The 13,622-nt window shown below is 69.1% G+C and carries 15 protein-coding genes and 3 pseudogenes; 13 read left to right on the top strand and 5 right to left on the bottom strand.

Annotation, left to right across the window (positions count from 1 at the left end; all coding sequences use genetic code 11):
* Positions 1 to 19: 19 nt before the first annotated feature.
* From L1066_RS06505 to L1066_RS06445, 13 genes and pseudogenes are all read left to right on the top strand, one after another.
* The gene (locus tag L1066_RS06505; protein WP_235735543.1) at positions 20 to 916 is read left to right on the top strand and encodes an HpcH/HpaI aldolase/citrate lyase family protein; all 897 of its coding nucleotides are present in this window, start codon (positions 20 to 22) and stop codon (positions 914 to 916) included.
* Positions 906 to 1,556 (top strand): RraA family protein, encoded by a 651-nt coding sequence (locus L1066_RS06500; protein ID WP_235735542.1) that lies wholly within the window; start codon positions 906 to 908, stop codon positions 1,554 to 1,556. Before L1066_RS06505 ends, L1066_RS06500 begins: the two co-directional genes overlap by 11 nt.
* Before the next feature lie 22 nt (positions 1,557 to 1,578).
* A pseudogene (locus tag L1066_RS28450) lies at positions 1,579 to 1,824 on the top strand (alcohol dehydrogenase catalytic domain-containing protein); the annotation flags it as partial.
* A 140-nt stretch (positions 1,825 to 1,964) separates the two neighbouring features.
* Positions 1,965 to 2,612: a zinc-binding dehydrogenase gene (locus L1066_RS06490; protein ID WP_235735540.1), complete on the top strand. Its 648-nt coding sequence runs from the start codon at positions 1,965 to 1,967 to the stop codon at positions 2,610 to 2,612.
* 269 nt (positions 2,613 to 2,881) lie between these two features.
* Positions 2,882 to 3,649, top strand: a pseudogene (gene dctP, locus L1066_RS28445) (TRAP transporter substrate-binding protein DctP); the annotation flags it as partial.
* Between the two features lie 101 nt (positions 3,650 to 3,750).
* Entirely contained in the window at positions 3,751 to 3,996 is a 246-nt protein-coding gene (locus tag L1066_RS06480) for a hypothetical protein (RefSeq protein ID WP_235735538.1), read from the top strand.
* Positions 3,993 to 5,159 (top strand): acyl-CoA dehydrogenase family protein, encoded by a 1,167-nt coding sequence (locus L1066_RS25875; RefSeq protein WP_235735537.1) that lies wholly within the window; start codon positions 3,993 to 3,995, stop codon positions 5,157 to 5,159. Before L1066_RS06480 ends, L1066_RS25875 begins: the two co-directional genes overlap by 4 nt.
* Positions 5,159 to 5,629: a MaoC family dehydratase gene (locus tag L1066_RS06470; protein WP_235735536.1), complete on the top strand. Its 471-nt coding sequence runs from the start codon at positions 5,159 to 5,161 to the stop codon at positions 5,627 to 5,629. The genes L1066_RS25875 and L1066_RS06470 overlap by 1 nt, the downstream gene beginning before the upstream one ends.
* Positions 5,626 to 6,759: an oxidoreductase gene (locus L1066_RS06465; protein WP_235735535.1), complete on the top strand. Its 1,134-nt coding sequence runs from the start codon at positions 5,626 to 5,628 to the stop codon at positions 6,757 to 6,759. The genes L1066_RS06470 and L1066_RS06465 overlap by 4 nt, the downstream gene beginning before the upstream one ends.
* A complete protein-coding gene (locus tag L1066_RS06460) occupies positions 6,756 to 7,628 on the top strand; it encodes an NAD(P)-binding protein (protein ID WP_235735534.1) in 873 nt (290 codons plus the stop codon). Before L1066_RS06465 ends, L1066_RS06460 begins: the two co-directional genes overlap by 4 nt.
* A 2-nt stretch (positions 7,629 to 7,630) precedes the next feature.
* Positions 7,631 to 8,196 (top strand): annotated as a pseudogene (locus L1066_RS27550) (DUF1254 domain-containing protein); the annotation flags it as partial.
* Positions 8,170 to 9,036 carry a DUF1214 domain-containing protein gene (locus tag L1066_RS06450; RefSeq protein ID WP_376707658.1) on the top strand — a complete coding sequence of 289 codons (867 nt, stop codon included), beginning with the start codon at positions 8,170 to 8,172 and terminating at the stop codon, positions 9,034 to 9,036. The pseudogene L1066_RS27550 and the gene L1066_RS06450, both read left to right, overlap by 27 nt.
* Positions 9,033 to 9,788: an SDR family NAD(P)-dependent oxidoreductase gene (locus L1066_RS06445; RefSeq protein WP_235735533.1), complete on the top strand. Its 756-nt coding sequence runs from the start codon at positions 9,033 to 9,035 to the stop codon at positions 9,786 to 9,788. The genes L1066_RS06450 and L1066_RS06445 overlap by 4 nt, the downstream gene beginning before the upstream one ends.
* Here the strand turns inward: L1066_RS06445 and L1066_RS06440 are convergent.
* Genes L1066_RS06440 through L1066_RS06420 form a run of 5 tightly spaced genes read right to left on the bottom strand, consistent with a single transcriptional unit; the run spans position 9,782 to position 13,622 of the window.
* Entirely contained in the window at positions 9,782 to 10,864 is a 1,083-nt protein-coding gene (locus L1066_RS06440; protein WP_235735532.1) for a zinc-binding dehydrogenase, read from the bottom strand. The two genes, L1066_RS06445 and L1066_RS06440, sit on opposite strands and share 7 nt — an antisense overlap.
* A complete protein-coding gene (locus tag L1066_RS06435; RefSeq protein WP_235735531.1) occupies positions 10,831 to 11,292 on the bottom strand; it encodes a DUF1214 domain-containing protein in 462 nt (153 codons plus the stop codon). Before L1066_RS06435 ends, L1066_RS06440 begins: the two co-directional genes overlap by 34 nt.
* A complete protein-coding gene (locus tag L1066_RS06430; protein WP_235735530.1) occupies positions 11,289 to 12,032 on the bottom strand; it encodes a DUF1254 domain-containing protein in 744 nt (247 codons plus the stop codon). The genes L1066_RS06435 and L1066_RS06430 overlap by 4 nt, the downstream gene beginning before the upstream one ends.
* Before the next feature lie 43 nt (positions 12,033 to 12,075).
* Complete coding sequence (locus L1066_RS06425; protein ID WP_235735529.1) at positions 12,076 to 12,867, bottom strand: crotonase/enoyl-CoA hydratase family protein; 792 nt, start codon at positions 12,865 to 12,867, stop codon at positions 12,076 to 12,078.
* Complete coding sequence (locus L1066_RS06420) at positions 12,864 to 13,622, bottom strand: SDR family NAD(P)-dependent oxidoreductase (protein ID WP_235735528.1); 759 nt, start codon at positions 13,620 to 13,622, stop codon at positions 12,864 to 12,866. The genes L1066_RS06425 and L1066_RS06420 overlap by 4 nt, the downstream gene beginning before the upstream one ends.

The following is a 13,622-nucleotide window of genomic DNA, read 5'->3' as shown; positions in this document are numbered from 1 at the left end:
TCTGGCAAGAGGAGACGCCGTGCATCCCTACCGCACCATCTTGTTCGTTCCCGCCCACAAGCCCGCGTGGGCCGACAAGGCGATCGCCAGTGGCGCGGACTGCGTCGTGGTCGACCTCGAGGACTCGGTGCCACAGGCACTGAAGGCAGAGGCCCGCACGACGGCCCGCGAGACCTTGGCTCGCCTCCGTGCACAGCATCCGGGGATCGGGCTCTTCGTGCGTCCCAACGCACTGGAGACCAAGCAGGCGGGAGCGGATCTGGAGGCGGTGGTCTGCCCGGAGTTGGACGGCCTGTTCGCTCCCAAGATCAAGGATGCGACCGACGTCCTGCGCTGGGAGACGCTCATCGACTGGTTCGAGGCGCGCAACGGCGCCCGCGACCTGGAGATGATCGTGCCGGTCGAGATGGTGGACGCGATCACGAACTGCTTCGAGATCGCGGGCGCCTCACCGCGGGTGGGAGCGATGATCGGCCCGACCTCCGAGCACGCCGACATCGCCCGCGCGGTGGGTTTCCGCCAGTCGCGGGAGGGGTCGGAGACCCTCTACCTGCGCAGTCGGATCCTGCTCGCCTGCCGACAGTACGGCCTGCATGCACTGACAGCGCTCTGGGAGGACCTCGGTGACCTCGACGGCCTCCGCCAGTTCGCGGATTACGGACTGCAGTTGGGCTTCCGCGGCATGATCGCGATTCATCCGAGCCATGTGCCTGTGATCAACGAGGTCTTCACACCCTCCGACGAGGAGGTCGCCTACTACGAGGAACTGGTCACGACCGTCGACGCAGCCGTTGCTCGGGGCGACGGCGCCGTTCGCTTCCGTGGCCAACACGTTGACCTGGCTCATGCCGACAAGGCACGCGACTGGCTCGCCCACACCCGTCTGGTCCGTGGGACCGGCAGGCATGGGAGCTGATCGATTCGTCCATGACCCCGCGACGCGCGGACCCGAGGAGCTGCGTCCTCTCCTGGAGCTCGGCACGTCGGTGATCACGGACGCCATGGCGCGGCTGGGAGCGATGCACGGCGGTCACTGGCTGCATCCGGGGCGAACCATGGTCGGCTATGCCAGGACGGTGGTGGCCCTCCAGGGGAATGCGTCATGGTTCTGCCGGGCCGTCGACGCGACGGTGAGCGGTGAGGTTCTGGTCATCGACACCGGTGGCGCAGGAAGCGTGAGTGTCCACGGCGGTCTCTCGAACACCGCTCTGGTCCGTGCCGGAGCCTGCGGTGTCGTGGTGGACGGCGGCATCCGTGACGTGGCGGAGCTTCGAAGCACGGGGCTGCCCTGCTACTACCGGCACATCTCTCCGGGGATGGGCAACCCGGACGGGGACGGGGCAATGGGGGTACCGGTGGCCGCCTTCGGGCAAGCGGTTCGCGAGGGCGATGTCATCGTCGGCGACGACGACGGCGTGGTGGTGGTCCCGCGCGGGCGATGGCGCGACGTGATCGACGCCGGCCGGGAGCGGGTCCTTCGGGAGCAGGCGGTCGCTGCGCGGCTCCGACGGGGCGGAAGCCTGCTCGCGAGTCCGCCAGCAGAGGAGGGGTCGTGAGACCGCGTGGCGGCACTGACCGGTGCGCGCGGTGAAGGCATTCGTCCTGCACCATGACGGTTGGGGACTCGCCGACGTCGCGGATCCCGTGGCTGGCCCGGGCCGGGTGGTCGTGCAGACGTCCGCTGCCGGGCTCTGCCACTCCGACCTCACGTTGGCCGCCCGGCCGCCGGACCTCCATCCGTTCGCGTTGCCCTTGGTCCTCGGACACGAGTTGGCGGGCACGGTCGTGGAGGTCGGGACGGGGGTCGTGGGTCTTCGTGCCGGTGACCGGGTGGTCGGCTATGGGCCCCGGGGTGTGGCCGATGTCGACGGTGCTCGTCGGGGGCCGAGAACTACTGCACGGAGCCGGCCACCGAGTTCCCGCCCGGCCTGGGCAGCGACGGAGCCCTGGCGGAGTACGTGGGCGTGGATGCCCACCACCTGCTGGCCGCGGACGGCCTCGCTCCAGCCCAGGCCGCGGCTCTCAGCGATGCCGGTCTGACGGCCCATCATGCGTTGGAACGCGCCTTCGCGTTGTGCGATCGGCCGCGCAGCGAGGTGGTCGTGGCGGTGGTGGGGGTCGGCGGCCTCGGTCACCTCGCCGTTCAGATGGCGAACCTGGCCGGTGCGACGACGGTGGCGGTCGACCGGGTGGCCGACAAGCGTGCCTTCGCTCAGACTCTCGGCGCCGATCACGTGCTGGACGGAGGGCCGGAGGCCGCGGCGGCCGTGCGCGAGCTGACCTCGGGGCGAGGCTGTGACGTGGTGCTGGACCTGGTCGCCGTGCGTACGACGCTCGACCTGGCGGCGGGGATCGTCGCCCGGAACGGGGTGATCTCGGTGGTCGGGGTCAGCGCCGACCGGTTGCCGGTGGGCATGCATGCGCTGCCGTTGGGCACCCGTACCGACCTGCCCTTCTGGGGAACACGCGACGAGCTGGCGGCTCTGGTGGAGCGGGCTCGGGCCGGCCTGCTCCGAGTCGAGGTGGAGGAACACTCGCTCGACGGCGCGGCCGCTGCCTACGCCCGCCTGGAGCGCGGTTCCGTGCTCGGCCGCGCGGTGATCACCCTGTGAACCGTCGGCCCGGACCTTCGCTCAGCCGAGGGACCGGGCGTTGACTGTGGTACATATCACTGATAAGGATTATTACCATCGTCCCGAATAACGGAGGTTGTCCCGTGGTCAGACCCAGCATCCGCACCCGACTCACCGCCGCTGTCGGCGTGCTCGGCCTGGCGGTGCTCGCCGGTTGCTCCGACGGCCCGTCCGGAGAGACCAACGCCGGTGGGGTGAGTGTCGAGTACGGCGCCACCAAGGCGGAGTACGTCGAGGCGCTCGAGGACATGGACGCGGTGGAGTTCGTGATTCAGTCGACCGGACCCAAGGGATCCGCGACCGGGCGGCGGTTCGAGGACTACGCAGCCGCCGTCGAGGAGTGGTCCGACGGCAAGATCACCTTCGACTTCGTCTACTCCAACGGTGCGGCACCCCCGGACGAGGTCTACACGGCACTCGCCGACGGACGTCTCGACGTCGGCTCGGTGATGCCGTCGTTGACGCCTGACGAGTTCCCGGCGTCCACCGCGATCAATGACCTCAGCCACCTCGGCAGCCAGTTGCCGGTGGACTGGATGCTGCAGTGGCACGGGATCATGTTCGAGATGGCTGCGGCACTCGAGGACGCGGATCGCGAGTTCGAGGAGCACGGGATCAAGCTGCTGCTCCCTGCATTCGGCTCCGGCGCCTACATGCCCTACTGCACCGAGCCGGGCACCTCCAAGGCGGCTCTCAGGGGCCGCGGCGTCGCTTCCCAGAGCAGGGTGCAGAAGAAGGAGGCCGAGGCGCTGGGGATGAATCCCAGCTCCATCACCTACGCGGAGATGTACGAGGGCTTGCAGCGTGGCGTCGTCGACTGCGCGTTCAGCACCGTGACCGGGGCCGCGCTGGGCGGCTTCATCGATGCGGCGCCCCAGGTCGGCTTCGATGCCGAGCACGGCTTCAACTCGCCCGGAGGCACCATCGCGATCAGCCTGGCGCGCTGGAACGAGCTCCCGCTTGCCGCGCAGCAGCTGCTCTACGACCGGTTGGACGTGTTGCTGCAGGCCAACTTCGAGGGCGCCTGGGAGAACACCCTGGCCGCGGTCCGGACCGTGCAGGAGTCGGGGGTTCCTTCCAGGAGTTCGACGACGAGGTCGTCGAGAACCTCAGGTCTGTGCATGCCCAGGTCGAGGAGCAGGTCGCGGAAGGGGACGCGGTGTCGGACGGAGAACTGCTCGTCGACGTGGCCAAGCAGGCCGAGGCCGACTGGGCGAAGCGGATCGAAGGGCTCGGCATCGACGGAGTCGGGACCAGCTACGCGGACTTCGCGCAGTGGTACTCCGGCGGAGCGCCGGATCTGCAGCCCTACTTCGACGCGCTGTGGGACGGGACGGCGATGGGTGAGAGGCGACCGTCGTGACCTACGAGTCGGACCCGGTGCACGACGACATCCGACGTGCGGTCCGTGCGCTCTGCGCGAAGTTCCCGGACGAGTACTGGGCCGAGCGCGACGAGCGCCACGAGTTCCCTCAGGAGTTCTTCGACGCCATGGTCGACGGCGGCTGGCTCGGTCTCACCATCCCCGAGGAGTACGGCGGAGGTGGTCTCGGCGTGACGGAGGCCGCGATCGTCGAGCGAGAGATCGCTGCTTCGGGGGCCGGCATGGGCGGGTGCTCGTCGGTGCACATCGGGATCTTCGGGTTCGAGCCGATCCTCAAGCACGGCAGCACCGAGCTCAAACGACGTTTCCTGCCCCGGGTGGCAGCGGGCGGCCTGCAGATCTCGTTCGCGGTGACCGAGCCTGACGCCGGCACCGACACCACGAACATCTCCACCTTCGCGCGCAAGGTCGATGGTGGTTGGACGGTGTCGGGCAAGAAGGTGTGGATCTCGAATGCCCAGCGGGCCGAGCGCATGCTCCTCCTGGCACGCACCACCCCCAAGGACGAGTGCGCGAAGCGAACCGAGGGACTGACTGTCTTCTTCGCGCCGCTCGACCGCGAGCGGGTGACGGTGCGCGCGATCCCGAAGATGGGGCGCAACTCGGTGGACAGCAACGAGCTGTTCATCGATGAGCTCTTCGTCCCCGACGAGGATGTGGTTGGCGAGGTGGGCAGGGGATTCCAGGTGATTCTCACTGGGCTCAACGCCGAACGTGTGGTGGCTGCCAACGCGATGCTGGGCATCGGTGAGGCGGCGCTGCGCCGCGGGACGCAGTACGCCAAGGACCGGGTCGTCTTCGGGCGGCCGATCGGGCAGAACCAGGGCCTCGCCTTCCAACTCGCCGAGGCGAAGATTCGACTCGAGGCGGCCGATGCCGTCCTGGCGAAGGCCACCTGGAAGGTGGACCGCGGGTTGTCCTGTGGAGCTGAGGCCAACTACGCGAAGTGGCTCTGCGCCGAGGCGGGCTACCTGGCCGCGGACGTCGCGCTCCAGGTGCATGGCGGGATGGGCTACAGCAAGGAGTTCCACGTCGAACGCTACTTCCGCGAGGCTCGCCTGATGCGGATCGCGCCGATCAGCCAGGAGATGGTGCTCAACTACGTCGCCGAGCACGTGCTCGGCCTACCGAGGAGCTACTGATGCGAGGTCTCTACTTCGAGGAGTTCGAGGTCGGACGTGTCTACCGGCACGCCTTCCGTCGGACGGTCACCGAGTCGGACAACGTGATGTTCACTTCGCTGACGATGAACGTGGCGCCGATCCACCTGGATGCGGAGTACGCCAAGACGACGGTCCACGGCAGGCCGTTGGTCAACAGCCTGTTCACGGTCGCGCTGATCGGCGCCTTCCACGTGCCCGAACTGACGATGGGCACCACGTTGGGAAATCTCGGTTACGAGGAGGTGCGGTTCCCAGCGCCGGTCTTCCACGGGGACACCCTGCGTGGGGAGACCACGATCGTGGGGAAGCGGGAGTCCAGCAGCCGCGATGACTCAGGCATCGTCTGGTTCGAGCATCGTGGCTTCAACCAGGACGACGTGCTGGTGATGACCTGCAAGCGCGCCGGCCTGATGTTGAAACTCCCCGCCGACGGGGGCGGAACCGAATGAGCACGGCCACCCGCGCCGCCGAGGCGGCACTCTCCCATGTCCTGCGTCCGATCACGCTCGGCCCGATGCGATTGCGGAATCGGATCATGGTGCCGCCACACGGTTCCGGGATCGGCAATCTCTGGGGGACGCCCGAAGAAGCCGAGATCCACATGGCCTATTGGGAGTCGCGGGCCTCCGACGGCGCGGCGTGGATCGACGGCGTGCGTGGCCGAGTGCGGAATCCGGTGATTCCCGGCTTCGAGACCGGTGGCTACGGCGCCGAGACCCTGGGCAACTATCGCCAGCCCAACTACGTCGAACGGGTCTCGGAGCTGGCGGGACGCCTGCATCGTGCGGGAGCGGTGGTGACCAGCCAGCTGACGGTGATCGGCGGCGTACCGCAGTCTCCGGGTCCAGTGCTGAGCTCGCCGCTCACCAACAGCCGGCCCCATGTGATGTCGATCGAGGACATCGCCACCTACGTCGAGGAGTACCGGTACAGCGCCGCCCGAGCGCGGCAGGCCGGACTCGACGGCATCGAGCTGCACCTCAACCACGACGACATGCTCGAGTGGTTCCTCTCGCCGCTCACCAACGTCCGGGACGATCGCTACGGCGGTGGCCTGGAGAACCGGGCGCGTTTCGCCGTGGAAGCACTCCGGGCAGTGCGTGAGGCAGTCGGCGACGACCTGGCGGTCGGTGTTCGCTTCAACCTCCGTGAGGAGATGCCCGAGGGCTACGACGAGAGCGGTGGCGTCGAGGTGGCGCAGCTGCTCGAGGCGACGGGTCTCGTGGACTACCTGCATGCAGTCGTGGGATCCCCGTGGGGAGACCCCAGCTACATCCAGCCCCAGTACTACGAGGAAGCGCAGTGGTCCTCTCTCGCGGGCAGGGTGCGCGCAGCGGTCGGGCTGCCGGTCGTCTATGCCGGGCGGGTGACCACGATCGACGTCGCCGAACGGGTTCTCGCTGCTGGTGATGCCGACGTCGTGGGCATGGCTCGGGCCTACCTGGCCGAGCGCGATCTGCTCACCAAGGCCCGTGAGGGTCGTGCTGACGAGGTCCGGCCCTGTGTCGGTGGCAACGACTGCATCAGCCGGCAGTACGCCGAAGGCCTCCCTTCGCCTGTGCGGTCAATCCTCACGTGAAGACGGAGGCGGGCGGGCGTTGGGGACGCGGTGGCCCCGGCACGCTCGGTGTCGCGGCGCGTCCCCGTGACCTGCTCGTGGTCGGCGGTGGCCCGGCCGGCCTGGAACTGGCCGCGCTGGCAGCCGAGAGTGGACACCGGGTGTCGCTCTGGGAGGCCGACGGGCGACTGGGCGGACAGCTTGCGACGGTGGCCAGCGCCCCCAGCTTCGAGCGTTACGGCGACTACATCGGCTGGCAGGAACGGCGCTTGTCGCGGTTGGGCGTCGAGGTGCGGCTCAACGAACGGGCCGACGTGGCCTCGGTGCTCGACCACGACCCAGACGTGGTCGCCGTCGCCACCGGAGCTCGACCGCACCGACCGCTGCTCCCTGGTTTCGACCTGCCCCACGTGGTGGATGCCGCTGAGGTCGTGGCCGGGAGTGTCGTGGTCGGCAAGTCGGTCGCGATCATTGCTCGAGACGACCACCTCCCGCCGCTGACCGTGGCCGACATGTTGTCGGGCCGCGGACACCAGGTGACGCTGATCTACGGGGCACCGACGCCGGGTCAGTCCTTGGGGCGATACATCGCAGGAGGGATCCTTGCGCGACTGCACCGGCGCGGGGTCGAGTTCCGCCAGCTCGAGGAGGTCCGCTCGATCACACCGCAGTCCCTCGAAGTGCGCAACGTCTATTCCTTCGCATCGGACCGGTTGACGGGCTTCGAGTCCGTCGTCCTGGCCTGTGGCGCCGACAGCGACGACGCCCTCTTCCAGGAGCTGCGCGGGCGCGTGCCCGAGCTGCACGTGCTCGGCGACGCCTTTGCGCCACGTCGGCTCTCGCACGTGACCAGGCAGGCCTACGCGCTGGCCGAGGCATTGGTCGACTGACGGTGGAGACATCCTCGTGGGACAGACGCTGGGTTCCGTACGGAGTCGAGGGCACGGCCCATGACTTGCGTGAGGTCGACCTGCTGGCCGCACGGCCAGTTCCGGACGTGGCGTGGGCGGACCCTGACGCGGAGGTGACCCGCGGGCTGGCACGGGACGCGATCGTGTACGGCCTCCCGGCTGCTCTCCAGTACGCCAACCTCTACCGCAGTGTGTTGCGGCCGGGAGCGCCGCGACGCTTCAACGAGTGGCATCACGATCGTCAGCTCGCCACCCCCACCTACGCCGAGTTCCGCACCCCCAACGTCGACACCTTGTACTCCACCGCCTGGCTCGACCTGAGCCGCGGTCCGGTGGAGCTGGAGGTTCCGGCGATGGGTGAGCGCTATTACACGGTGAACCTGCTGGATGTCCACAGCAATGCGGTGAACCTCAGCACCCGAACGCTGGGGCCGGGGGCGGACGGGTCTGGCTCGTCGCTCCTGGTTGGAACGGTGTGGTGCCCGGGGACATCCGCCGGTTGCGGGTGGCGTCGGAGCACATGTGGGCGTTGATGCGCATCTTCGTACGCTCAGCCGAGGACGTCGCCCAGGTCTGCTCGCTGCAGGACCGGGTGGTGTTGCGTCCGGTACTCGCCGAGTCACTCGACCTGCGGGCCGCTGAGGCCGACGGGAGCTGGCCGGCGGTGCCGGCCGACGACGACGGCTTCGACGGGGCCACTGTCCTGCGCGCCCTGGACGCCGTGCTGCGACACAACGGCCATCCTGTGCAGGAGGAGGCGCTGCTGGCTCGGTTCCGCCCACTCGGTGTCGGTGGTCGAGAGCCGCTGGACCCCGCGAGGTGGGCGCCGCACGTGCACGAAGCCGTGGCACTGGGACTCGCAGACGCCCGAAGACTGATCGCTGCCGCAGTGACTGCACGGGGTGCGCCGGCGGGCGATTCCGGCTGGCGGACCCTGAGCTCGGGCGCGTACGGCTACAACTATCTGCATCGGGCCGCGACCAACTTCGTCGGGCTCGGCGGCACCACGCGCGAGGAGAGCGGGCCCTACACGGTGCTGGTCGACGGCCGTGGAGCACCGTTGGACGGCGGTTCGGGAAGCTATCGTCTCCGATTCACACCACCGCCTGTCGATGCCTTCTGGTCGGTCACGGCCTACGACCGGGCGAGCCGCGGCCTGGTGCCCAACCCGATCGATCGTTACGCGATCAATACCCTGACCGAGGGCTTGCGTCCGGCACGGGACGGGTCACTGACGCTCCACCTCGGCCATGAGTCCGGGCCTGAGGACACGGTGTGGCTGCCGGTGCCCGAGGCGCCCTTCTACCTGGTCCTCCGGGCATATCTCGGGCACCAGCAGGTCGTTGACGGCACCTGGGTGCCGTCCCCAGTGGAGAGGGCGTCATGACGGGTGCGCTGGTGGTCGGTGGGGCAGGAGCGATCGGTGCCTCGTGTGCCGAGGCACTGATTGCCGTGGGCTGGTCGGTCGTGGTTGCCGACCTCGACCGTACGGCGGCAGCTCGGGTCGCTGAGCGTCTCGGTGCGGCAGGGGCCGTGGAGGTCGACGTGACGTCGACCGAGAGTGTGGAACGCGCCACCGACGCGGCTGTCGGGATGCTCGGCGGCCTGGCAGCCGCCGTCAACCTCGCCGCCATCGGCGGGCCCGCGGCCCGGCTTCACGAGTATGCCGATGATGAGTGGGGCCGGGTGATCGAGGTCAACCTCAACGGGACCTTCCGCTGTCTGCGGGCTCAGGTCGCAGCGATGCTGCCGACCGGCGGGAGCATCGTGGTGGTCTCGTCGGTCGGCGGCGCGGTCGGTTTCGCGGGAGCGGCCGCCTACTCGACCAGCAAGCACGGGCTCACCGGCATGGTCCGCTCGGCGGCCCTGGAGTACGCCAGGGACGGCATCCGGATCAACGCGGTGGCGCCGGGCTTCGTGGACACCGACTTCCTGCGTTCGCGACGGAGCAGGGCCGAGATCGACCGCCTCGAGGCGGCCCACCCGCTCGGAAGACTGGCGCACGTCGACGAGGTTGCGGCCGTGGTCACCCACCTGGTCTCGCCGGCGGCAGGCTTCGTCACCGGATCGACGTACGACGTCGACGGCGGTCTCCTCGCCGGGCACCCGGGGTTGCTGGGCGCTGGCGAGGGTCAGTAGACCGCGACCAGCCGACCGGTGACCTTGCCGGCCCGGAGCCGGTCGAGTGCTGCCGGAATGTCCTCGAAGCCGATCTGCTCCAGGGCTGGTGAGAGTTGGCCACTGGCGAACATCTCGTAGACGGCGGCGATGTCGTCGACGGTGCCCGAGCGTGACCCGAGAAGGGTCACCTGTTTCAGGATCAGGTCATTGGTCGAGATCGTCGCTTCCAGGCGCCCCATCCCCACCTGCACCACGCGTCCGAACTCCCGCACGGCCTTGATCGCGCCGGCGGTGGTGGAGCCGAAGCCGGCGAAGTCGACGACCAGGTCAAGGTCGGAGAACTCGCTGATGTCGGCCGCCACGTCCGTCACCCCCAGCTCTCGGGCCATCGACCAGAGTTCCCGTTTGGGCTCCGCGGCGTACACCTGCGCACCGCGCAGCACGGCGATCCTGGCACCGACCTGACCGAGCCCGCCGAGACCGATGATTCCGACACGTTCCCCTGGTCGTAGCTGTCCGCGTACGACCACGGCTCGGTAGGGCGCCCGTCCTGCGTCGGTTCCTGCGGCCGCCAACGGGAAGTCGAGTCCCTCCGGGATGCGGACGAGGTCCTCGGGCAAGGCGGTGCACAGGGGCGCGTAGCCGCCGCCTCGGCCGAAGCCGGGCCTGGTCCTGCCGGCCGGATTGACGGCCACCCGCTCGCCCACGCGCCATCCCTGCAACTCGGTGCCGACCTCGCAGACCACGCCGGCGATCTCGTGTCCCAGGGTCAGCGGCAGTGGCCCGACGCGCTCCAGCCACTCAGGGTCGTCCAGGATCCCTACGTCCGTGTGGCACAGCCCGGCCGCACGGGTCTCGATGAGCACTTCTCCGGGGCCAGGGACGGGGACCGGCACGTCGGCGAGGACGAGCGGGGATCGGGCCGCGGTCATCTGCCAAGCCTTCATCGATGGCATCGTCGCTCTCCTCTGTTCCTCACGCGCATGCGTCCAGTGCTTCCACGTGCGGGGGCTCCAGCGGCCGTCGAGAACTTCGGCGCGGGGGCAGAAGAGGCGCATCATCAGGTAGAACGGCCCGCGGGGGCCGGCAGCCATGCGGTCGTGTCCGGTGGCGCGGTGGGCCCGACCCCGAGAGTGGCCGTCCCGTCGGACCGGACGAATCCCGGCGTCCGGTCACCGACCGCGTGCCGTCCATCGGCCTCGGCGACGAGGAAGCCGTCGTCGTCGTAGAGGGTGATCGACCAGAAGGCCGCCACCGGGGGAAGGGACCCGGCCGGGAAATGGATGCGGTAGGAGCGGCGCCCGTCGAGGGAGACGCCGTCCGAGTCGGTCCGGGCAAGGGGATAGATCCCCTCCTCGGGAACCGTGACATAGATCTGGTCGCGTGCCACCGCAGCGCGGAGAAGATGGTCGCCGTCGAAGCGAGGGCCGACGAGGTTGGTGCCCCAGCCGCCGCTCCGGACGCCCAGGTGACGACATTGCTCGTCGACCAGCTCACGTCCTGCTCGAACTCCGCTGATCACCAGATCGCGATCACGGGCGGTGAGGTGGCCGGGGTCGAAGCCGGTCGAGGAGTCAGCCCGATCCGGGCGAACTCCTCCACCAGTTGCAGGTCGGGTTCCGGGACGATCTCGTCGCGGAGCACCTCACCCAGCGAGTGGAGCATGCCCAGTTCGGGCGGCAGACCTTCGGGCGGCGTGATGCTGCGCTGATCAGGAGGCGGGTTGACGACGGTGTTGTCGCCCCGGCGCCAGAAGTCCAGTGGCCGGAGCCGGATGTCGTCCTGGATCTGGTGCGCACACGCGAGATCGGCGGCATCCTCGGGATCCACCAACATGCGCCCGGGCAGATTGAGGTAGCGGGTGCGCGACCGCACGAGCATCGCGCCCTCGGGGAGCCCAACTGGTTCGTGGCCCGGGCCGGTGATCACGATCGGTGGGAGCTGTTCGCCATGGGTCCGTGAGCCGACCGCGAGGTCACTGGAGGTATCGGAGTGGCCGAACTGGAACGAGTAGTAGCGACCACGGATGGTCGGCACCTCCAGCAGGAAGGGACCACTCGCGAGATCGAGCCATGCTGACGTGTAGAGCGTGTCCGTGCTGACGCCGACACCGGGTCGATAGCGGGAGTCCGAGGCCCGGCGTTGTCGGCCGAGATTGTTGAGTGCAGCTCCCGGTGACGTCGCGATCCGAGGTGCAAAGGGGGTCTGCGGCAACGTCCGGTTCAACCGCAACCGGGCCGCGGCGACGTACGGGCTCCCCACACCAAGGCGGCAGCGGCCACCTCCTGCACGGAGGTGGGTCGAGTCAGTGCCCAGTCCACTGCGGAGTGCGCTTCTCGACGAATGCGGCTGCGCCCTCCTTGGCATCAGCGGACTCGCGGATCGGATTGACGAACTCCTCCTGCCGGTCGAACTTCTCGGGGAGGGACCAGTCGACGGACTGGACGAGGACCTGCTTGGACGCCGCGAGGGCCAGCGGTGCGTTGGCTGCGACCTCGTCGGCGAGGACGAGTGCCTCCTCCAGTGCCCGGCCGGGCTCGGTGAGCCGGTTGACCAGGCGCGCCTCGGCGGCCTCGGTGGCGGGCCACATCGCGCCGGTCAGGACGAGTTCCATGGCGAGGTGGTAGGGGATCCGGTGCTGCAGGCGGAGCAAGCCCCCAGCAGCGGCGGTCAAGCCGCGCTTCACCTCGGGAAGGCCGAACTTCGCGGCCGACGAGGCGACGATCAGGTCGCTCGACAGCACGATCTCGAAACCACCGGCGAGGGCGTAGCCCTCGACGGCCGCGATGAGTGGCTTGCGCGGTGGCTGCTTGACCAGGCCGGCGAACCCCTTGCCCTCGACGACCGGCCTCTCGCCGCGCGCGAAGCCCTTGAGGTCCATGCCGGCGCAGAAGGTCCCGCCGGCTCCGGTGATCACCCCCACGCTGAGGTCGTCGCGTGAGTCGAGCAGGTCGAGGGCATCGGCGATCTGGTGGGCCATCGCCATCGACATGGCGTTCTTGGCCTCGGGGCGGTTCATCGTGAGCACGAGGACCCGACCTCGTTCCTCGACGATCAGTTCGGGTGCGTTCTCCACGGGGGTCTCCTGGTTGGTCATCGCGGGCTCATCCGGATCGCGCCGTCGAGGCGGATCGTCTCGCCGTTGAGGTAGGGGTTCTCGACGATCTGCTGGGCGAGCATCGCGAACTCGTCGGGCTGGCCGAGGCGGGCGGGGTTGGGCACCTGGGCGCCGAGGCCGTCGCGGATCTCCTGGGAGAACCGGGCCAGGATGGGGGTGTCGAAGACACCCGGGGCGATCGAGTTCACCCGGATGGACTTGGTGGCCAGATCACGGGCTGCGACGAGGGTCATGCCGACCACGCCGGCCTTCGCGGAGGCGTAGGGAATCTGGCCGACCTGACCCTCCCAGGCGGCGACGGAGGCGGTGAGGATGCAGACGCCGCGCTCGCCGTCGACCAACTCGTTGCGCGCCATGCGGGTGGCGGCCAGGCGCAGCACGTTGAACGTGCCGACCAAGTTGATGTTGACCAGCTGCTGGTAGAGCTCGAGGTCGCCCGCGGAGCCGTCCCTGTTGACCAGGCGTACGGTGCCGCCCTTGCCGGCGCAGTGCACCAGTGCGCGCAGGGGGCCGTTCTCCTCAGCCGTGTCGAGCGCTGCTTCGACCGCAGCCGGATCGGTGACGTCGCCCAGCGCGAAGGAGCCGCCGATCCCTGCCGCGAACTCCTTCCCGAGCTCCTCGTTGAGGTCGATGACGACGACATGGGCTCCCGCGGCGGCAAGCCGGCGGGCGGTGGCTGCGCCGAGTCCTGATGCGCCCCCCGTGACGAGTGCCGAGACTCCGGTGAGATCCAC

Origin of the sequence: Nocardioides alcanivorans (assembly GCF_021555175.1) — a bacterium.
GTDB lineage: Bacteria > Actinomycetota > Actinomycetes > Propionibacteriales > Nocardioidaceae > Nocardioides > Nocardioides alcanivorans.
The sequence above is the reverse complement of the archived record's forward strand: the minus strand, read 5'-3'. Positions and strand labels throughout refer to the sequence as shown.